The organism is Acinetobacter sp. WU_MDCI_Abxe161, from assembly GCF_025514355.1.
GTDB classification, from domain to species: Bacteria; Pseudomonadota; Gammaproteobacteria; order Pseudomonadales; family Moraxellaceae; genus Acinetobacter; species Acinetobacter pittii_E.
In genome coordinates this window covers 374,042-394,956 of the sequence record NZ_JAHPTU010000002.1, presented here as the reverse complement: position 1 = coordinate 394,956, position 20,915 = coordinate 374,042, and the positions used below count along the sequence as shown (strand labels likewise).

The following is a 20,915-nucleotide window of genomic DNA, read 5'->3' as shown; positions in this document are numbered from 1 at the left end:
ACCCAGGTCTACGTTTTGCGATCCGTGAAGGTGGTCGTACTGTAGGTGCTGGTGTTGTTGCGAAAGTAACTGCATAATCACTTTCAGTGAAAAAAAGCGCTCTTTTTAGAGCGCTTTTTTTATACTTAATTGTCTTACAATCACTATAAAAGCTGGCCTTAACTGATATTTCAATGTCCTTATTTACCCTTAATCCTTTTTATTAACTTTGTATGATAAGAATCAAGAAAACGAACAATAAAGTTTGAGTAACTAAGGTTACTTATCAAGGAGCTTTGGGTATGAATGCTAAAGTGAATATTACGAATCGTGCCGGTGCAAGCTTTCCAGTACGTCGTATGAATTTTGACTTTAATGATGTACCAGAATATTGGATGAATGGTTCTGCTGGACTCACACATTTTATGACTGCATTGTCAGCATTGTTTCCAGCTGGTGAGAAATTCTTTATAGATAGTGTACGAGCAGTACGTTATCACCCAGCGATTAAAGATGATGAAGCACTACAAAAAGAAATTAGTGCTTTTATCGGACAAGAAGCAATGCATACTCAAGAGCATGTGAACTTTAATGCTTCTGCTCAAAAGTTTGGTCACGATATAGAAACATTAGAGAAGTTTACCGATACGGCGATTCAAACAGCAATTAAAGCTTTCGTAAAAATTGTTAAACCTTTCGGTATGACGAAAGAAATGGTTGACCTGACTGCTACGACGGCTCTTGAACATTTTACCGCTACTATTGCTTCTCAATTATTAGTCAATAAGCACATTCAAGAGCTTATGACAGATGAGACGATGTCTACCATGTGGTATTGGCATGCTATTGAAGAAAATGAACATAAAGCCGTAGCTTTTGATGTATACGAAGGTGTATTTGGTAAAGGTGTAAAAGCTTATGCTTTACGAACCAGTTCTTTAGTGTTTGCTATGACTTTAATCTTTTTGATCCAGTCATCTTTTGTGCTTCGTTTATTAAAGCAAGACAACAAGTTAAATTTAGCTGAACTATCAGTAATTTATAAATATGGATATAGCCCATCTAAAGGCATTATTAGTGGTATGGCTAAGGAAATGTTGGTTTACTTTAAACCTGGTTTTCATCCAAATGATCTAGATACCGTGAGCCTATTGAAAAACTGGAAGGCAAAATTAGGTTTATAGTTTCAATTCATGATTTATAAAGGGCCAATATTGGTCCTTTTTTATTTTCTATGCCGAGTTCAACGAGAGACATCTTAGATTTTGCACCTTTATACGTCTATGAATGACCTCATCTGATATTTCTCTGTCCTCATCTGCACTTAATTGGTACATCGAAAGACGTATGATTATAAATATTAAGAAAATAAATAAAGTTATATGTGAATTAGCTATTCACTTAAAAGGAGTCTGAGATGAATGCTAAGGTAAATATTTCCAATCGTGCTGGTGCTAGTTTCCCGGTGCGTCGTATGGACTTTGAATTTGCTCAGGTCCCACGCTATTGGGCGAATTATGATGCAGCATTAACACATTTCATGACAGCATTATCAGCCCTTTTTCCTGAGGGTGAGCAGTTCTTTGTAAATAGTACGCGTGCTGTTCGAAATGATCCAAAGCTTGCAGATCCAGATCTTCAAAAAGAAATTAGTGCTTTTATTGGTCAAGAAGCGATGCATTCGAAAGAGCATTTAGCATTTAATGCTTCTGCACAGGCTTATGGTTATGATGTGCGTCATATGGAAAAGCAAACTGGAAAAGTCATTAAGATGGGTACAGCTGTTGTAACCAAATTAATGAAACCTTTTGGCTATACCAAAGAAATGATTGATTTGACAGGAACATGTGCGCTAGAGCATTTTACATCGACGATTGCCGCTGAACTTTTGCAAAACCCTGAAATTCAGGCTATGTTCCAAGATGACACTATGTATCATTTGTGGATGTGGCATGCAGTTGAAGAAAATGAACATAAAGCTGTGGCATTTGATGTGTATACAAGCATGTATGGGCAAGGTCCGAAAGCTTATTTTATGCGTTCAACAGCCTTGATTATTGCAATGGCATTAATCTTCGCAACTCAATCTTATTTTACTGCGAAGTTACTTAAAACTGATGATAAATTAACTTGGAAAGATACGAAGTACATGCTTAAGTTCATGTATGGTCGTAAAGGTTTTATGACTCGTCAAATTCCCGAACTACTTGATTTTTTAAGACCAAAATTTCATCCAAATGATTCGGATACCACAGCATTGTTGGCAACGTGGCGTGAAAAATTAGGTCTTTAAAATTACTTTAAAAAAAGGACAAATCAATTGTCCTTTTTTTTGCTCGTTTTTTCTTGGGAAGTTTTTATAATACGCACTACTTTAGAATCTTCATTGCGTTGAGACTCATGATTCGTATTATGCAAAATACTGATGTTGATATTGTTGTTCAAATTGAAAAATCAGTTCAGACACATCCGTGGTCAAAGCAGCAATTTATTGAATCTTTGAATTCTTATCAATGCACAGTAATTGAGTCACAAAACAGAGTGGTGGGTTTTTGTATTTTACAGCCTGTTTTAGATGAAGCGAATTTATTACTCATGGCAATTGATCCTAAAATGCAAGGGCAGGGTTTAGGATATAAATTATTAAATGAATCGATTGAAAAATTAGAAAATTGCCCAGTGCAAATCTTTTTAGAAGTTCGGGAAAGTAACAAAGCTGCTATCGGGTTATATGAAAAAACAGGCTTTCACCAAATTGACCTGCGCCGCAATTATTATCCTACTCAAGAAGGCGGGCGGGAACACGCAGTCATTATGGTAAAAACCTGTACAGATGATTTCGCATCTTTATTTAATGATTAAATTGTTCCATTCAGAAGGTAACGTTGTCATAAGAGAAGTACCTAGCTGTTGAATTTCTTCTGGTGACAATGATCGGTTTAAACGACGCCATTGTCCATCAAGTAGAAGTTCTAAAGGTGTATATTGCGACTTATAGTTCATTTTGGCTGAATGCGGTACCCAATAGCCTAAATAAAGGTACTCTAAACCGAGCGATTTAACATATTCAATTTGGTTAAGAATAGAATACACACCAAGTGATCTGCGATGCTCGTCTGGATCAAAAAACGTATAGACAGCCGATAATCCATCATCCATTAAATCGCAAGTAGAAACGCTAATGAGACGATTGTCTTTCCAAAGCTCAAGAAAAAAACTATCTGTACAGCTATGTACTAAAAACTTTTCAAACTGATCTAAGCTAGGTGGAAACATATCGCCATCTGCATGGCGTTCATTAATGTAGCGTTCGTATAAATCATAATGAATTTGTGCTGCCTGTCGCGTAGGCAGAACAGTCATGGTGAGATCTTGATTCCGTTTCCATGCTTTTTTTTGCATGCTGTTCATTTGGAAATCGGCCACAGGAACACGACAAGACAAACATTGTCGACATAAGTGACATTCAGGGCGATAAACAAAGTCGCCACTACGGCGAAAGCCTAAACGAGAAAGTTCTGAAAGAGTGACCACATCAATTCGATGGATGGGGTCTAAAAACACCATGCGTGCAGATTTATTTTCTAAGTAGCTGCAATCATGAGGCGGAGTAATATAATACTGCAGATCATTTAAAAGGGACTTCGGGTGATATGATTTCATGATTGGTCCCTCCTGTTATCATTCCATTAATTTTGCATCTAATGCTATTGTTTTACTTGAAAATACACGTTCTTGATACTTTTTCCAATTGATAGAGGGGTGAATAATTACATCTTGTAACGATTTTAAGTAGTCTTGACGAGAAAGTGTACTGGCTCCCAGACTAATTAGGTGACTATTGACGAGTTGGCAGTCTATCCATGGTAGCTGATTTTCTTGTCCTATGAGCATTAACGCATAAAAAGCCATTTTTGAAACATCGGTTTCATTGCTAAACATTGACTCACCGAAACATCCTTTACCAATCGTAACACCGTATAAACCTCCTACAAGTTCCTTTTCTTGCCAGACTTCAATACTGTAACCGTAGCCCGCGTTAAACATCTCGCAGTAACCTTGAATAATATCTTCGCTAATCCATGTTTCATCTGCATAACTTCTTGGTAGAGAGCAAGAGCGAATTACTTGTTCAAAGGCATGATTTACCGTAATGGTGTAATCGTACTTTTTCATGTTCCGAATGAGTGATTTACTTGGTTTATAGTTTTGAGGGTAGATCACGCAACGAGGTTCTGGGCTCCACCAACAAATGGGTTCATCTTCATTAAACCATGGAAAAAGACCATGCGTATAAGCTTCATATAGCGTAGAAGGGGAGAGATCAGCTCCAATACAAATTAAACCATGCCCATCTGGATCGGCTTCAATAGGGTCAGGAAAAATGAATTGGGAAAGTGGAAGTGTATTCATAAAACAAAATAAGATCAGCTTTAAGGTTATGCTATAAAAATTAAATATATGTCAGCTAGTCATTATTCTAAAAAAACAGCCGTTATAGGAACGGCTGTTTTTTAAATTCTAGAAATCTATGATTTAAAGATTATCTAGATATTTTTCTGCATCTAGAGCAGCCATACAGCCTGACCCAGCAGAAGTAATCGCTTGACGGTAAATACTATCCGCGACATCACCTGCAGCAAAAACACCAGCTACAGAAGTTGCTGTTGCATTACCCGAAGTACCACTTTGTACTTGGATATAGCCATCACGTAAGTTTAATTGACCATCAAACATTCCAGTATTTGGTTTGTGGCCAATTGCAACGAATAGACCATGAACTTCTACGTCTTGCTTAGAGTCATCTTGAGTTGATTTAAGGCGAACACTTGTTACGCCAGTATTGTCACCCAATACTTCTTCAACTTCGTGATTCCAGATAATGCTGATTTTGCCTTCTTTTTCTTTGGCAAATAAGTGATCTTGCAAAATCTTTTCAGAACGTAAAGTATCACGGCGATGTACTAGTGTTACATGTGAAGCAATATTTGATAGATAAAGTGCTTCTTCAACAGCAGTATTACCACCACCAACAACCATTACTTTTTGGTTTTTGTAGAAGAAACCATCACATGTTGCACATGCGCTTACACCTTGGCCCATAAATTTTTGTTCAGACTCTAGGCCAAGATATTGAGCTGTAGCACCAGTTGCAATAATTAAAGCGTCACATGTGTACTCTTCCATGTCACCTTTTAAAACAAAAGGACGTACATTTAGGTCCACTTCGTTAATATGGTCATAGACGAGTTCTGTACCAAAGCGTTCAGCATGTGCTTGCATACGATCCATTAATGCAGGACCTGTTAAACCTTCAGGATCGCCCGGCCAGTTGTCAACTTCGGTTGTTGTTGTAAGTTGCCCACCTAGTTGTAAACCTGCAATTAAAGTAGGTTTAAGGTTTGCACGTGCTGCATATACAGCTGCACTATAGCCCGCAGGGCCAGAACCGAGAATAATTAACCGAGAATGACGAACACTCATTGAGGGTATCCTTATTTATTTCGAGAATTTTGAAAATTATACGTGAATTTACTGACCAATAGCGTGAAATCAATGTGGATAATATTGATCAGGACAATCGAATTAAGTTATATAACAATATAGAAGTGCCTTATGTTAACAACAACTGTAAAGAATCATGCACCTTTTTTGTAAGAACAAGTGCATAATATAAAGTTCATTCGTTGAAGATCTAAAATGTAGTTCTTCACATCTCTAAACCAATAATTAAATGGGTTACAGGACAGTATATGACTGCGGTGTCAAGTGTTTATGCACAGCGCTTATTGATGACATTATTCTTGGTTTCTTTTGGTATTTATATGTTTCTGGCAACAGTAACCTATACACCATTTGATCCGGGCTGGATGCATATTTCCAGTGATACTCAGCAAGTATCCAATGCAAGCGGTATTGCTGGCGCATGGATTGCAGATTTGCTGTTTGGTTTTTTAGGATGGGCAAGTTTGCTTATTCCAATTTTCCTTTTCATTGAAGCAATTCAGGTTTGGTGGCCACGTAGTTTCTTAAACCGCCCATTTCGTTATGCTGCACAATTCTTCTTAATTCTAGTTGTGTCTAGCCTGCTTTATTTACACTGGAATGTGCCGGCAGATACTTTAGATAATGCAGCTGGAGGAATTATTGGTTACGAGCTAGGTCAAAGCCTATCTCAATTGTTAACAATTTACGGTGCGACCTTCTTTTTACTGGTTTTCGGGGTAGTCTTGTTTACGCTTGCATTTGGGGTGCAATGGAGTAAAACATGGGTTACGCTCAAAGCGACACCAAGTTATTTACAAGATTTATTTTATAAGAATGTATCTCCGAGTGAGTCGGATTATGACTTAACAACTCAACCTGCCAACAAAGCAGCAGCTGTTAAAGTTGCACAAAATGCAGAGACAAATGCTAATGCTTCAGATGAGAAAGAGATATCAGCTCCATCTGAAACAGCTCAACCTCAAGCAACAACACGACATGATGCTGTTGCTGAGCGTTTATTTGCAGATGTGTTAGCGAAAGAGCAGAGCCGCCCTGAACCTGTAGCAGAGGCGCCAGTTGTTAATACTCAAAACTTTGAGCATACGCTTGAGCAAGCCCATAAACTTGAAAAAGATAGTCAACGTTTAGTTGCGACTGGCGAAGTATGGCGTGCTTTACAACGTGACGATGCAAGTCATAAGCAAGAAATTGATGCGCTTTTAAGAGCAGCTGACGACTCAACAGAGCAAGTGCCTGCTCGTGAGCAATTCCAGCAAACCATTTCTCAAGTGAATCAGAATCAGCCTACACCTAAACAAGACTTACATGGTCTTGATTGGAATGATGATGAGATTTTTGATGAATTGCTTGCTGCTGTTCCAAACAGTAAAACTGCAACAGATGTGCATACACCGTTTGTTCAAGATCAACATGTAGAAGTAGAATCAACTTCTCAATCATTTAATAATGCGAGTGAAACGTCTTCACCTATTTCCAATTTAAATCAGTCACCTAAAAATTTAGCAAACGAACAAGTTTTTGAAGATTTTGATGATTTATTAATAGATGAAGACATTGCTCCAGCAGAGCCTGTAAGAGCAAGTAGTTATGCCCAGTCTTCAGCATTTGTAAAAGCTCCTATTCAAACGACTATTCAGGCTGACAAACTTTCAAAAGAAGAGTTTATTGAGGCTTGGCAAGAGACTGCTGGAAAACCGCAGGAAAATTCTGATTTTGATGAAGACGATTTCGATTTTGATGCACCATTAACAGATGCATCAGGCCGACCAATGTCTCGTGCAATGCAAGTTGCCAAAAAGCGTTTGGATTTGCCAACGTTACCTGGACTTGATTTACTCGATAAGGTTGACCCAAATAAGAAAGTCAATTTTACTGAAGAGCAACTTTCACGTTTGTCTGAGTTACTTGAAATTAAATTGCAAGAATTTAACGTTAAAGCTCAGGTGGTAGAGGCTCAACCAGGACCAGTTGTTACTCGCTTTGAGTTAGATTTAGCACCGGGCGTAAAAGCCTCTAAGGTAACGAATATCTCACGTGACTTAGCGCGTTCAATGTCGATGGCTTCTGTTCGTGTGGTGGAAGTCATTCCTGGTAAACCATATATTGGTATTGAAGTGCCAAACAGTGCCCGTGAAATGGTACGTTTGATTGAGTTATTAGAAACACCAACATATCGCGACCCAAGTGCATTAATTAGTATGGCAATGGGTAAAGATATTTCAGGTAATCCAGTACTAACAGATTTGGCGAAAGCACCACATATGTTGGTTGCTGGTACGACAGGTTCTGGTAAATCGGTTGCAGTAAACTCGATGATTTTATCGATGTTACTTAAATATACGCCTGACCAATTACGTTTAATTTTAATCGATCCGAAACAGTTGGAACTTGCAAACTATAATGATATTCCACATTTATTAACTCCAGTCGTTACTGACATGAAAGATGCGGTAAGTGCTTTGAACTGGTGTGTGAATGAAATGGAACGTCGTTATAAGCTTATGTCGTTCTTAAAAATTCGTAAATTAAGTGACTACAACCGTAAAGTTGAAGAAGCGATTGCGAATGGTGAAGACTTAATTGATCCGACTTGGAAACCGAGTGACTCGGCGACACAAGAACGCGCACCTCGTTTAACGCCATTACCATCTATTGTGATTGTTGCGGATGAGTTCGCCGATATGATTATGCAGGTGGGTAAAAAAGCAGAAGAAATGATTACCCGTTTGGCGCAAAAATCACGTGCTGCTGGTATTCATCTATTGCTTGCAACTCAACGTCCCTCTGTTGATGTTATTACCGGTTTGATTAAAGCCAATATTCCAACGCGTGTCGCATTACGTGTAAACAGTAAAATTGACTCGCGTACTATTTTGGATGCTGGTGGTGCAGAAGACTTGTTAGGTCACGGTGATATGTTGTTCTTAGGACCAGGTAAAATTGAGCCAGAACGTGTACATGGTGCATTCATTAGTGATGATGAAGTAAACCGTATTTGTGATGCTTGGCGTGAGCGTGGCGAGCCTGATTATATTGATGAAATTTTGACTCCATTTGATGAAGAGCCAGCGTCACGTGGTTTTGAAGAGGGTGAGGGTGGTCCTGACCGAGATGCTCTCTATGACCAATGTGTGTCATTCGTATTAGAAACTCGGAAAGCTTCTACATCTTCGCTACAGCGTAAATTTAGCCTTGGTTATAACCGTGCTGCTCGTATCATTGATCAAATGGAAGAGAACGGCATTGTGAGTTCAATGGGCCCTAATGGTAAGCGAGATATTCTAGTTTAATACGTATAATTTAAGCCTCTTCGGAGGCTTTTTTATAATCAAAATAAAAGAGAACCTATTTTATAAATGACTTAAAGATTTTATCGTCTAGTAAAAAGTGCTAATGTATTTTCCCTAAATAAAGAACAATGAATTAAATCAGGAGAAAGACATGTTATTAGCTCTGATTACTTTAGCCTTTATTCACTTTTGCGCACTTATTACTCCCGGGCCTGATTTTTTCCTTGTATCTCAAACTGCCATTAGCCGGTCTCGTAAAGACGCTATGCTGGTTGTTGCCGGTATAACAGCAGGTGTGATGTTTTGGGCTTGTTTGGCACTAATGGGATTAAATCTTATATTTGAGAAAATGGCTTGGTTAAAGCAAGGTTTGCTGCTTGCTGGTGGTTTATATCTGTGTTGGTTGGGTTATCAGATGCTACGGTCAGCTTTTTCAAAAAATCAGCAAGAGGGTAATGTTGCTGTTGAACTTCCCAAAGCACCTTACTTATTTTTTATTAAAGGTTTGATAACCAATCTCTCAAATCCGAAAGCTGTTATTTATTTCGGTAGTGTTTTCTCTTTATTTTTAGCCAATCCTCAACTTGATCAGGTTCACTGGCTACTCTTTATTATCGTTACAGTCGAAACAATTTTATGGTTCTGCTTTGTGACTTTTATTTTCTCGTTACCGAGTTTTAGAGCAGCTTATCGTAATTTTTCAAAATGGATTGATGGTATTTCAGGTGGTATTTTCACCGTATTTGGTATTTTCCTGATCGGTAATCGATAAGTCTAGATAAGAAAAAAGCCTCTTTTAGAGGCTTTTTTAATTGTTAGATTTGAGTATTGTTAAAATGGTAATAATCTAAATTTAAGATCACTTATATAGAAATAATATAGTAAAACTAAAAAGAAACAGCAGCCACATGATAGATCCTATAATAATTAGAATAATTTGAGGTGTATTGTATTTTTCTTGTTCAATTGTCATTTCTAATTGTTTTTGTGCATAGTTAAGCGCTTTAAATGCTGGTATTAAAAATATAATACTGCAGAGAGAAATGAGCCAGTAAGGATCAGGTAGGCTAACTAATAAGGATGTAATTAGATATGCTAAAAACATCCAACCTGAAGAGAAATTATTAGTATACCCTTGTTCTTTTGCATAGATCTTTATGTGATTAAATAGTGAATATAAAAAGAATATAGAAAAAATTGCACGAGCAGCGGGCATAATATTTAAATTATCTTTGATTAGAAAAAATCGCCATGCTTTAAACATCCACCAAATTGGGTATAAGCCAAAGGAAATTATGGATAGAAAGATAAACTTATTAACACTAATAATTTTTAAATTTTCTATATGATTTGATTGGATGGGTTGAGTTTGTTTTAAATTAACAGATTCTGGGTTCATAAATTTATATTTAGAATTAAATGGTGTTGATGACTTTAAGATTATTTGTAATAAATGTAAATAATTTAGGTAATTGAATAAACCACATAATCTATTTCTTAAATTTTACTAAAATAAATTATGCAGTTTTATTCAGTAGAAAAACTAAGCAAACTTTGCCAGAACTTCTAAAAATGGTGCCGATTGACGCGGAAACTTAGCAATTACGTCATGGATGCGTTGGCCTTCAGGGTCTTTGGCATTAATATCACGTCCGTCTGCAATAAATTGCGTTAATAGACGCTCATAGTCTGTTGGACGCATATGTTTGAAAGCATGGTAGAGCACATGAAAATCTGCATTCACACCACTTGGAGGAAGTTGGTTGAGGTAGGCATAAACACGCTCATCGGACCATTCTTCATTGAAAGTTGCTGGCTGTGATAATGCCATGACAATCTCCTCATTTTAAAAAAGGCAAAATAACTTGCGTTATTTTGCCTTGATTCTGATTTATTGAATAGTCAGAAATAGAATTATCGTTCTTCAGGTAAATTGATATTCATTTCTAACATTTCAATATTAGCTTCAGAGCGAACCTGCATTTGGATATGCTGTTCACCTACACCGCTAACATAACGACTAACCACTTGCATGATTTCTTTTTTCATCTGATCAATCTTGTCTTGGCTTAAACGACGGCCTAAACCTTGTTCAGAAGCAACAATAACTTTCAAACGATCTTTGGCAGTTTGAGCACTTGATGGTTTTTCTTCACTGCTAAATAATTTACTCCAGAATCCTGCCATATCTACGCTCCAAATAGTCGTGCTAACCAGCCTTTAGGTTGAGCTGTGATGTGTCGATAAGGACGGTCTTCGCCAAGGAAGCGTGCAACCAAATCATCATACCCCTGACCAGCTTTAGTTTCTGAATACAGAATAACTGGCTTCCCCTCGTTTGATGCTTGTAATACACTTGGACATTCTGGAATAACACCTAATGTCGGTACGCGTAAAATATCTTTAGAAATATCATCAATTGTCAGCATTTCCTGACGGTCAGCACGTTCCGGGTTAAAACGTGTAATACATAAATGTTTACGTATACGCCCTTCGTTGTGTTCAACTTTCTTGGTTTTGCTATCTAACATACCAATAATACGGTCAGAGTCACGTACTGAAGAGATTTCAGGGTTTGTTACAATGATTGCTTCATCTGCATGATACATGGCTAAAATCGCACCACGTTCGATCCCCGCAGGGGAATCACAAATAATGTAATCAAATTCTTGAGATAGCTCATCAATAACACGAGCAACACCATCGTCGCTCAACGCATCTTTATCACGTGTTTGTGAAGCCGGTAAAATATAAAGGTTTTCGATATCTTTATCGCGAATAAGGGCTTGTTGCAGACGTGCTTCATTATTAATAACATTAACGAAATCATATACAACACGACGCTCACAACCCATAATCAAATCAAGGTTACGTAAGCCTACATCAAAATCAATCACAACAGTTTTATGACCACGAAGGGCTAAACCTGTTGCAAAAGATGCGCTCGTTGTAGTTTTACCTACACCACCTTTGCCTGATGTTACGACAACAATTTTGGCCACCGAATCCACTCCTATTATGGTCATACACCCTTAAAAGGGCTGTTTTTTGGTGATTTGCTTAATAAATTAAAGTTCTAGAGCTTCAAATTCAAGCTCTTGCTTTTCATTTAAATAAATATGTACTGGCTTTTTTACCACATGTTTAGGGATATCATCTGCGACGCAATACGTTCCGGCAATGGAAACGAGCTCAGCCTCTAAAGATTGGCAAAAAATGCGTGCAGCTGCGTGCCCGCCCGCACCAGCAATGACTCTACCACGAACTGTGCCATAAATATGTATATTTCCTGATGCAATCACCTCGGAACCACTATTCATGCCAGCCTTTAAAATAATATCGCCGTTATCTTGTACAAGGGATTGGCCTGTACGCAAAATTTCATCATGATAAGAGGTAATATGAGCGACCGCTATCTTGTTTAGTGGTTTTTTTGTTTCTGCTGAAGACGAGGCAGGGGCGGTAGCAGGTTTTTCCACAATAGCAACTTGTTCAGCTGTCGCTTTAATGCGCTGTAAGGGTTGATCTGCCGGTAAAACAGGGAATTGAATAGCGCGAGCTTCATCTCCTAAAATACCGTCGATTACCGCCATTGGTTGTAAACCTAAGCTCACCAGAAGTTGAATTAATGCAATTAATTCTTGCTCAACTGTACTGTCAATAATCACTAAAGTTCCCTGATAGGAACCTTCATTTAAAATATTTGATAATTGCTGGCGGATCACATCATGATCATTGGTATCGAAGGTTATCCTGCTAAAGTTAACCATTCTGCCGGTAATCCGTATATCAGCCATAAGTCTTCCTTCAAGGCGTTAAACGAGCTGTAATATCGTTAAGTTTATTGTAAATAGGGCAAATGCTAGAACAATTTGTGCCAATTCTCTAGCGTGATTCATAAAAAATTAAATAAATGCTTATTCTTTGATTCGATCATACTCCGCAAGCGTTTGTTGCCACTGTTTGACCTTGACTTGTTTTCGTACAGACTCCAGTGTCTCGAACACGACAGATTCAACCAATTGCTCAAGCTGACGATTATTAATATTTATCTCACTTACTCTTTGAGAAATTAATTGATAAGTAGGGTTCGGATTATTTGGTGATCCCTCAATTAAAGGCTCAATTAGACCTGCGCTAATATTCTCACCCAATCTTTGACCAATGCTTTGGATTTGCTGTTCAATGCGACCGCCCACTAAAGGAATTAAGCGTAATAATTGAGTTAGCTCGGGCGTATCTACTATGGCCTGATCTACAATTTTCCCAACGCCTTTTGTAATGGCAGGCTTTTGTTCTTTTAAAGCAGTTGCTAAAGATTCTTGTAATAATGCTGTTAGGGTAGCAGTAAATTGCTCACGATGATGATTAACTAAGTCGTGAATAATCTGTTTATGGCTAGAACTGGTTTCAAGTTCATATCTAATACCATCAATCACGGTAATTACAACACGGTCGGACAACTCTTCCATTACAACGCGATAGTAAAATAAACCAGTTTTTCGCCAGCTTTCCGGAACAACCGGATAACCTAACTCATGTAAGCGATAGGCAATAATCCCAGCACGGAATAAACGTAAAAAACGGAGCTGAGGAATAATGGCTAAAATTTCATACCAGTGAATAAACGGGAAAAAGAACCAACGCTTATGGTGTTTATTGATGATCGCAATGGCCCAGCGGACAAGCAACTCAACAATTAAAAAACCAATAAACCACGCTTCTGATGTGATCACCCACGGATGGAGTGAAGTACGATAAAAGCTGAGTACTTGGGGCAAGTGAATATGTTCAAAGAACCATGCCCCAATGCTGCTCATTAAAAAGAAATTACTAGCAAGACAGAACAGGTTAAAAATGATAATAAACACCATAAAGATGTCATAGACCAAAAACAGCTTAAAGGACAGGCTGCTTGGGTCTACATGATGGTATTTGGTTTTTTTCCCAGAACTGTTTTGCATAATAACGAATGCTTTCTTAAATATTTGCAGTGGTATATTGAGATTTCATTTGCTCAATAAGTTGATCTTTTTCGGTCCAAATTTCATGAACCCATTGCTGGAAACGTTCACGATAAGCTGCGTCATCTTCGTAGTTGCCACCAAGCACCCATTCCGGAATTTCAATTTTACGTAAGTTGACCGCAATTTTTGAAACGTCCCCGAGCCAGAAATCGCTATATCCCGGTACGCCATCAGGATAGACAATAGTCATATCAACCAAGGCATCAATTTTGTCACCCAAAATATTTAAGGCAAGTGCTAAGCCACCTGCTTTGGGTTTAAGCAAATGTTTATATGGCGATTTTTGTTGGTCGTGTTTTTCTTGGGTAAAGCGCGTACCTTCCAAATAATTTAATAATGTAAATGGCTGACTTAAAAGCTGTTCGCAAGCTTTACGTGCTTCCATCATGTCACGATCTTTAAGTTCAGGATTTTTGGCAATTTGTTCTTTGGTGTGACGCTTCATCATCGGGAAGCCTAAAATTTTAAATGCTTGCCCAACAAAAGGAATAAAGATGAGTTCCCATTTGGTAAAGAAACGGGTGAGAGGCATACGGGTTAAACCAAAATATTGGTTTACAGTCGTGTCTACCCAACTTTGATGATTGCAGGTCATTAGATAACGACCTTGCATATTCAGGTCAAGTCCCTCATCAATGGTAATGTCCCATTTTAGATTTGGTAAAACATGATCAATGAGCCAGTTATTTACCCCTAACCAGCTATTTGTAATTTGAATATTAGTTTCATCTACTTTTGATGACTTTTTTAATAGCTTGGTTAGACCTAGTGCAAGAACAGGTGGGCCATGAAAAAAAGTACTTCCTGTAATGACTGTACCTACAGTGAGTCCACGTGTAATTTTTTTTAGCGCAGATTGCTTATTGGGTGCAGTTGACATATAAATGACCCCGAATGTCTAAAATCCATAGAAAAGTTGTTTAACTATAACTATCGTAATATGAAATACAACGACATCTTAGACAACAATGAAGAAATTGTGATGAGCTGGCATCTGAAAGTGCATCAAAATATTACAAAAAAATAACTAAACTGTTTATTATTAACAAAATATCAATGTTTTATACTCCCTTTTTGTTTCATTATTCATTCAGACAACAAAACACACAAAGTGAGGAGGCATGCAATGCGTGCATTAGTTATTTCAACAGTGGTAGGGGCAGCAGTAGTACTTTCTGGTTGTCAAACAACTGGTAATAATCTTGGTGGCATTGAATACGATAAAGCTGCATTAGGTACTTTAATTGGTGCAGCAGCTGGTTATGGTATTTCTAAATCAAATGCAAACTCTAGCCGTCAAAATAACCGTGCTGCAGCAATTGGTGCAGTTCTTGGTGCGGCTGGTGGTGTATATCTTGATCAAAAAGAGAAAAAACTACGTCAACAAATGGCGGGTACTGGTGTAGACGTTGGCCGTAACCCAGATGGTTCTGTTCAATTGATCATGCCTGGTAGCATCACTTTTGATACAAACAAATCAAACATCAAGCCAAACTTCTATGCAACTTTAGACAAAGTAGCTCAAACATTGGCTGAAGATAACAAGAGCGCGATTTTGGTAACGGGTTATACAGATAATACTGGTAATGACTCTATCAACATTCCATTATCTCAATCACGTGCACAATCAGTTAAAAACTATTTAGCTGGCCGCGGCGTTCCATCTAGCCGTATCGATGCACAAGGTTATGGTTCTTCTAACCCGATCGCAGACAACTCAACTGCATCTGGCCGTGAACAAAACCGCCGTGTAGAAATCAGCATTTATGCTAAACAATAAGATTTAAATTATTGTGTTAAAAACCACCTTCGGGTGGTTTTTTTATGGGTGCAGTACAAGAAATAATCACGACATTCTGCGGCGCACAATTTGCATTATTAGACATCATTTATACATATCCGTAGATTTACTATTGGGTTTCTAAAACAGAGATGACTATAATCATGCTCGAAAAATTAAGAGGTAATATACGATGTCATCTGCCAGTCAATTGAACAACAAGCAAGAAGAAGCCATGAAATATACTCAAGGCCCTTTATTGGTGCTTGCTGGCGCTGGTTCAGGTAAAACATCGGTAATTACCCGTAAAATTGCTTATTTGGTGCAACATTGCCGTATTCCAGCGCATCGTATAACTGCGATGACCTTCACAAACAAAGCTGCACGTGAAATGAAAGAGCGTGTGACCAAGCTTTTGTCGCGTGAAGAAGCAAAAGGTTTATCCGTCTCAACCTTCCATACTTTCGGTTTAAACCTTTTGCGTTTAGAACTTAAAAACTTACCTTTAAAAGCTAATTTTTCGATTTTGGATGCAGATGACTGTAAACGTATTTTGATGGATTTGATGCATCGCGATAATTTATCGGGTGCAGAGAGTAAAGAATTAATTGCCAAGGCAATGAAGAAAATTTCAGATTGGAAAAATGATCTGATTTTGCCAGAACAAGCACACTCAACTTGTGAAACACCAGAAGACGTACAGTTTGCACATCTCTATCAACTTTATGAACGTAATTTACGCGCATACAATGCCGTTGATTTTGATGACTTGATTGTTATGCCAACACGCTTATTGCAAGAAAACGCTGAAGTACGTGATAAATGGCAAAACCGTGTACGCTATTTATTGGTCGATGAATATCAAGATACCAACACGGCTCAGTATATTCTGGTCAAACTGTTAGTTGGGGTAATGGGGCAGTTCACCGCGGTGGGTGACGATGACCAATCGATCTACGCATGGCGTGGTGCTAAGCCTGAAAATATGGCTTTGCTTAAACAGGATTTCCCTAATCTACATATCATTAAATTAGAACAAAATTATCGATCGACCAGTCGTATTTTAAAAGCAGCGAACTGTGTGATTCAAAATAACCCACATATTTTTGATAAGAAATTGTGGAGTGATAAAGGACATGGTGAAGTCATCCGAATCATTACATGTCGTAATGATGACGATGAAGCAGAGCGCGTGGTTAAAGACCTACTGACTCATAAACTGATGAACGGTAAGAACTGGAAAGATTATGCTGTGTTGTATCGCGGGAACTTTCAGGCTCGTGTACTAGAAACCCAACTTCGCCAAATGCAAATTCCATATAAACTTTCTGGCGGTACATCGTTCTTCGCGCGTGCAGAAATTAAAGATGTGATGAGTTATTTACGTCTTATTATTAATCCAGAAGATGATAGTGCTTTCTTACGTATTATTAATACGCCTAAACGTGCAATTGGACCAGTTACTCTTGAGAAGTTAGGTTTATTCTCACAAGAAAATAATTTGTCTTTACTCGGTGCTTCTGCTGACCAGCGTTTAAGCATGGTGCTGCCTAAAAAGGCGGAAACACAACTTCATGAGTTTGCCGATTTTATTGCGACATTTACTCGTGAACTCTTGGAAGATGACGAACCTGTGCCTAAAGTTCGTCAAATGATGAACGAAGCGGGTTATATGGATTACGTTCGTGAACAGTCCGCTACCCCTGCACAAGAGAAAAGTAAACTCGATAACATCGAGAACTTATTTACCAGTATTCAAAACCTCATTAACCGTGCAGAAGATGTTGATGAAAAGAACATTGAAAGCGTTATTCGCAAACTGGTTTTACTTGATCTGTTAGAACAACAGCAGGAAGAAGAAGATACAGACAAAGTTAACCTACTAACTTTGCATGCAGCAAAAGGTCTGGAATTCCCATATGTTTATATTATGGGTCTTGAAGAAGAGCTTTTGCCGCATAAAAACTCGATTGCAGCAGAAACCATTGAGGAAGAGCGCCGTCTCATGTACGTGGGAATTACCCGTGCACGCCAAGGTTTAACATTAACCTTAGCTGAGCAGCGTAAAAATGGCGGGCAGATGAAACAGATGACGCCTAGTCGTTTCCTTGATGAACTTCCGCAAGATGAGCTCGAGTGGTTAGGGCGTAAAAAGAAAATTGCGGCTAATGTTGATCCTAAAGAACAGGCTCAACAATATCTGGCAAATTTAAAAGCTTTATTAAAGCGTTAATTTTTTTAATTTTTAGGAAATCCCATGAAAGTTCAAGTGAAATTGCTCGATCCGCGTTTAGGTAAAGAATGGCCTTTACCTTCATATGCTACAGCAGGTTCAGCGGGTTTAGATTTACGTGCCTGTTTAGATGAAGCAATTGATATTGAACCAGGACAAACTGTTTTAGTTAAAACAGGTATGGCAATTTATATTCATGATGTCAATTTTGCTGGTTTAATTTTACCGCGTTCAGGTCTAGGTCATAAACACGGTATCGTGCTTGGTAACTTGGTTGGTTTGATTGATTCGGATTATCAAGGTGAATTGATGGTTTCAGTTTGGAACCGAGGCCAAACAACATTCCGTTTAGAACCTGGTGAGCGCTTGGCACAGTATGTTTTAGTGCCAGTCGTACAAGCTGAATTTGAACAAGTAGAAGAATTTGAAGAAACTTTACGTGGTGCTGGTGGCTTTGGTCACACAGGTAAACAATAAGTTTTTTGAGAATATTAACGAAAATCAAACGCCTGCTGGTCAGGCGTTTCTTTTTGCATCTTGAATGTTACAATAGATTATATTACAACACGCTTTACTAATATTCTTTTAACTTTTTTAGCAAACAAACCTTTCAAAAATTTTGAATAATCTATGTTTTTGCGATAGATCGAATTGATCTTTAAATAGAAGATACGCTATGAATGTAAGACACTCATTTCCTAAAAGTATTTTTCGTGCTTACGATATTAGAGGCAAACTTTCTTATTTAACCACGGACGTTGTCCGTTCAATTGCCTACGGATTGGCACAGCAATACAAACAAGCAAAACAAACTCAATTAGTAATTGGCTATGATGCCCGTCTCACTAGCCCGGCTTATGCGCACTTAATTGAAGAAATTTTAATAGAACAAGGCTTAAACGTTACCAATATCGGCTGCTGCTCATCACCTATGATGTACTACATTGCTAGAGATTTTGGTGGCAACGGTATTATGGTGACGGCAAGTCATAATCCAAAATCGGATAATGGTATTAAGTGGATTTTAAAAGGCGAACCGCCGTCTCCAGAAATGATTCAGCAGGTGGGTGAAGAAGCCCAAACTTATGTACCCAACCATTCAATTTCTGTACTTGAGCTAACCTTACCTCAATTTAAAGCTGAATTTTGCCAAAAATACCAACAAGCTATTTTTAAAGATATTCATTTAAAACGCCCTTTAAAAGTTGTTTTAGATGGTTTACATGGTTCAGCTGGGCATTGTTCAAAGCTAATCTTGGAAAAAATGGGTTGTGAAGTCATTGCTTTACGTACCGATCCAAATGGAGAATTTCCAGATCATGCACCAGATCCGTCACATGCAGCTCATTTAACGAGCTTGCGAAAAGCTGTAGTTGAGCAACAGGCTGATATTGGTATTGCTTTGGATGGTGATGGAGACCGTGTTGTTTTAGTCGATGAAAAAGCCCAAATATTGACAGCAGACCGCTTATTGTCGCTTTTCGCGCAAATGTGCCTTGAACAGCATCCAGAGCAAGAAATTGTTTTTGATGTGAAATGTTCACGTATGGTTCAAGAGACTGTCGAAAAACTCGGTGGAAAAGCAAAAATGATCCGTACGGGAAGTAGTTTCCTGCGCGCTTATTTGTCTCAGTCGGGTGGACGTGCCATTTTTGGTGGAGAATATGCAGGTCATTATGTGTTTAATGATGGCCGTGGTTTTGGCTACGACGATGGTTTGTATGCTGCATTACGTGTAATGGAATATTTTACCCAATCAAGTGCTACAACAATTTCTGAATTATTTGCCTCATATCCAGAAAGATGTTGTACAGAAGATACTTATATTGGTACGTATCAGTCCGATCCAAAGTATGTATTACAAGATATTGAGATTTTAAGTCATCGTTTAGGGGCACGTATTAGTAAAATCGATGGCGTACGTCTTGATTTTGATGATGGTTTTGGCATTATTCGAGCATCAAATACTGGTGAATACTTTACAGTAAGATTTGATGCGGATAATCCTTTACGATTAAAGGAAATCCAGCAAAAATTTGTAGATATGTTGCAAGAACATTATCCGCAAATTGCACAAGAACTTTCAGAGGCCTAACTAAGGAGAGGCGTAATGCCACAACATCAGCATATCGGTGTCGACAAAGCAAAAATCTTGATTGAAGCTTTGCCGTATATTCAACGTTTTACTGGTAAAACGCTGGTGGTGAAATATGGTGGCAACGCGATGACTGATCCGGAGCTCGAAAGTTCATTTGCCCGAGACATCGTTTTACTTAAAACTGTAGGGTTAAATCCGATTGTTGTTCACGGTGGTGGGCCACAAGTAGATTCATTTTTAAAGCAATTAGGCCGTGAGTCTGACCGTATTGACGGTATGCGTGTAACTGATGCTGCAACCATGGAAGTGGTTGAAATGGTATTAGGTGGTAGTGTAAATAAATCGATTGTTAACCTGATTAATAAACATGGTGGCCGTGCGATTGGTTTAACGGGTAAAGATGGTAATTTGCTTCGTGCCCGTAAATTGCTTATGGAAAAGCAAGAAGAAGACGGTTCTATCAAACATATCGATTTGGGTATGGTAGGTGAAGTCACTGGTGTGAAAACAGATGTATTGGAAATGTTCACTCAAAGTGACTTTATTCCAGTTATTGCACCCCTAGGTGTAGATGAAGAAGGCAATACTTATAATATTAATGCTGATTTAGTTGCAGGTAAGGTTGCAGAAGCACTAGGCGCTGAAAAATTAATTTTGCTTACTAATATTAGTGGTGTGCTTGATGAAAATAAAAATCTGTTAACCGGCCTTACGACGCAAGAAGTTGATCGCCTCATTGAAACAGGTGTGATCTATGGCGGTATGATTCCTAAAGTAGGCTGTGCGCTTGATGCTGTTAAAGGCGGTGTTGTGAGTGCGCATATTGTTGATGGTCGTGTGCCACATGCATCTTTACTTGAAATCTTCACTGATCATGGCGTGGGAACACTGATTTCTAACCGCACTAAAACATCTTAAAAATCCATTATTCTTAATAAAAAGATCACTCTAGGTGGTCTTTTTTTATACCATTTTAATTTGGTCATTTTTTTGTCATGAG

Annotated in this window: 20 protein-coding genes and 1 pseudogene; 11 read left to right on the top strand and 10 right to left on the bottom strand. The window is 38.3% G+C overall.

The genetic code is table 11. The annotated features are described in order from the left end of the window. From KTI78_RS03750 to rimI, 4 genes and pseudogenes are all read left to right on the top strand, one after another. A pseudogene (locus KTI78_RS03750) lies at positions 1–77 on the top strand (elongation factor Tu); the annotation flags it as partial. Between the two features lie 204 nt (positions 78–281). Further along, positions 282–1,163 (top strand): metal-dependent hydrolase, encoded by an 882-nt coding sequence (locus KTI78_RS03745; protein WP_262445251.1) that lies wholly within the window; start codon positions 282–284, stop codon positions 1,161–1,163. A 233-nt stretch (positions 1,164–1,396) separates the two neighbouring features. Next, positions 1,397–2,272 (top strand): metal-dependent hydrolase, encoded by an 876-nt coding sequence (locus KTI78_RS03740; RefSeq protein ID WP_002121736.1) that lies wholly within the window; start codon positions 1,397–1,399, stop codon positions 2,270–2,272. Between the two features lie 107 nt (positions 2,273–2,379). Next, entirely contained in the window at positions 2,380–2,841 is a 462-nt protein-coding gene (gene rimI, locus KTI78_RS03735; RefSeq protein ID WP_262445250.1) for a ribosomal protein S18-alanine N-acetyltransferase, read from the top strand. Here the strand turns inward: rimI and KTI78_RS03730 are convergent. From KTI78_RS03730 to trxB, 3 genes are all read right to left on the bottom strand, one after another. Then, positions 2,827–3,642, bottom strand: coding sequence for an arginyltransferase (locus KTI78_RS03730; RefSeq protein ID WP_004703325.1), 816 nt, complete (start codon positions 3,640–3,642; stop codon positions 2,827–2,829). The genes rimI and KTI78_RS03730 overlap by 15 nt on opposite strands. 18 nt (positions 3,643–3,660) lie before the next feature. Continuing rightward, on the bottom strand, positions 3,661–4,392 hold the full coding sequence (aat, locus tag KTI78_RS03725; protein WP_262445249.1) for a leucyl/phenylalanyl-tRNA--protein transferase: 732 nt from the start codon (positions 4,390–4,392) through the stop codon (positions 3,661–3,663). A 123-nt stretch (positions 4,393–4,515) separates the two neighbouring features. Further along, positions 4,516–5,463 carry a thioredoxin-disulfide reductase gene (trxB, locus tag KTI78_RS03720; protein WP_057074034.1) on the bottom strand — a complete coding sequence of 316 codons (948 nt, stop codon included), beginning with the start codon at positions 5,461–5,463 and terminating at the stop codon, positions 4,516–4,518. A 269-nt stretch (positions 5,464–5,732) separates the two neighbouring features. Here trxB and KTI78_RS03715 point away from each other — a divergent pair, with 269 nt between their 5' ends. Together KTI78_RS03715 and rhtC are read left to right on the top strand one after the other, a co-directional pair. Next, positions 5,733–8,777: a DNA translocase FtsK gene (locus KTI78_RS03715; RefSeq protein ID WP_262445247.1), complete on the top strand. Its 3,045-nt coding sequence runs from the start codon at positions 5,733–5,735 to the stop codon at positions 8,775–8,777. 151 nt (positions 8,778–8,928) lie between these two features. Then, positions 8,929–9,549: a threonine export protein RhtC gene (gene rhtC, locus KTI78_RS03710; protein ID WP_016142002.1), complete on the top strand. Its 621-nt coding sequence runs from the start codon at positions 8,929–8,931 to the stop codon at positions 9,547–9,549. An 87-nt stretch (positions 9,550–9,636) separates the two neighbouring features. Here the strand turns inward: rhtC and KTI78_RS03705 are convergent, their stop codons facing one another. The 7 genes from KTI78_RS03705 to KTI78_RS03675 all read right to left on the bottom strand — a co-directional run bounded on the left by KTI78_RS03705 (position 9,637) and on the right by KTI78_RS03675 (position 14,684). Continuing rightward, positions 9,637–10,176 carry a hypothetical protein gene (locus KTI78_RS03705; RefSeq protein WP_262445246.1) on the bottom strand — a complete coding sequence of 180 codons (540 nt, stop codon included), beginning with the start codon at positions 10,174–10,176 and terminating at the stop codon, positions 9,637–9,639. A gap of 144 nt (positions 10,177–10,320) precedes the next feature. Then, a complete protein-coding gene (locus tag KTI78_RS03700) occupies positions 10,321–10,608 on the bottom strand; it encodes a PA4642 family protein (RefSeq protein ID WP_262445245.1) in 288 nt (95 codons plus the stop codon). Positions 10,609–10,691: 83 nt separating this feature from the next. Continuing rightward, a complete protein-coding gene (gene minE / locus KTI78_RS03695; protein WP_000896934.1) occupies positions 10,692–10,964 on the bottom strand; it encodes a cell division topological specificity factor MinE in 273 nt (90 codons plus the stop codon). Between the two features lie 2 nt (positions 10,965–10,966). After that, positions 10,967–11,779 (bottom strand): septum site-determining protein MinD, encoded by an 813-nt coding sequence (gene minD / locus KTI78_RS03690; protein WP_016142001.1) that lies wholly within the window; start codon positions 11,777–11,779, stop codon positions 10,967–10,969. A gap of 66 nt (positions 11,780–11,845) precedes the next feature. After that, positions 11,846–12,574, bottom strand: coding sequence for a septum site-determining protein MinC (gene minC / locus KTI78_RS03685; RefSeq protein ID WP_005075304.1), 729 nt, complete (start codon positions 12,572–12,574; stop codon positions 11,846–11,848). 120 nt (positions 12,575–12,694) lie between these two features. Then, positions 12,695–13,741, bottom strand: a complete 1,047-nt coding sequence (locus tag KTI78_RS03680) for a hypothetical protein (protein ID WP_016141999.1) — start codon at positions 13,739–13,741, stop codon at positions 12,695–12,697. Between the two features lie 16 nt (positions 13,742–13,757). Beyond that, on the bottom strand, positions 13,758–14,684 hold the full coding sequence (locus tag KTI78_RS03675) for an acyltransferase (protein ID WP_057074037.1): 927 nt from the start codon (positions 14,682–14,684) through the stop codon (positions 13,758–13,760). A 246-nt stretch (positions 14,685–14,930) separates the two neighbouring features. On the opposite strand from KTI78_RS03675, the gene KTI78_RS03670 reads away from it, so the two are divergent. The 5 genes from KTI78_RS03670 (at position 14,931) to argB (ending at position 20,833) form a co-directional block, all read left to right on the top strand. Beyond that, positions 14,931–15,584, top strand: coding sequence for an OmpA family protein (locus tag KTI78_RS03670; RefSeq protein WP_016141997.1), 654 nt, complete (start codon positions 14,931–14,933; stop codon positions 15,582–15,584). A gap of 193 nt (positions 15,585–15,777) precedes the next feature. After that, on the top strand, positions 15,778–17,817 hold the full coding sequence (locus KTI78_RS03665) for a UvrD-helicase domain-containing protein (protein WP_005070868.1): 2,040 nt from the start codon (positions 15,778–15,780) through the stop codon (positions 17,815–17,817). Positions 17,818–17,841: 24 nt separating this feature from the next. Further along, a complete protein-coding gene (gene dut, locus KTI78_RS03660) occupies positions 17,842–18,294 on the top strand; it encodes a dUTP diphosphatase (RefSeq protein ID WP_002121799.1) in 453 nt (150 codons plus the stop codon). A gap of 199 nt (positions 18,295–18,493) precedes the next feature. Then, complete coding sequence (locus KTI78_RS03655) at positions 18,494–19,912, top strand: phosphomannomutase/phosphoglucomutase (RefSeq protein ID WP_224993000.1); 1,419 nt, start codon at positions 18,494–18,496, stop codon at positions 19,910–19,912. A 15-nt stretch (positions 19,913–19,927) separates the two neighbouring features. Further along, complete coding sequence (gene argB / locus KTI78_RS03650) at positions 19,928–20,833, top strand: acetylglutamate kinase (protein WP_016141995.1); 906 nt, start codon at positions 19,928–19,930, stop codon at positions 20,831–20,833. Positions 20,834–20,915 lie beyond the last annotated feature (82 nt).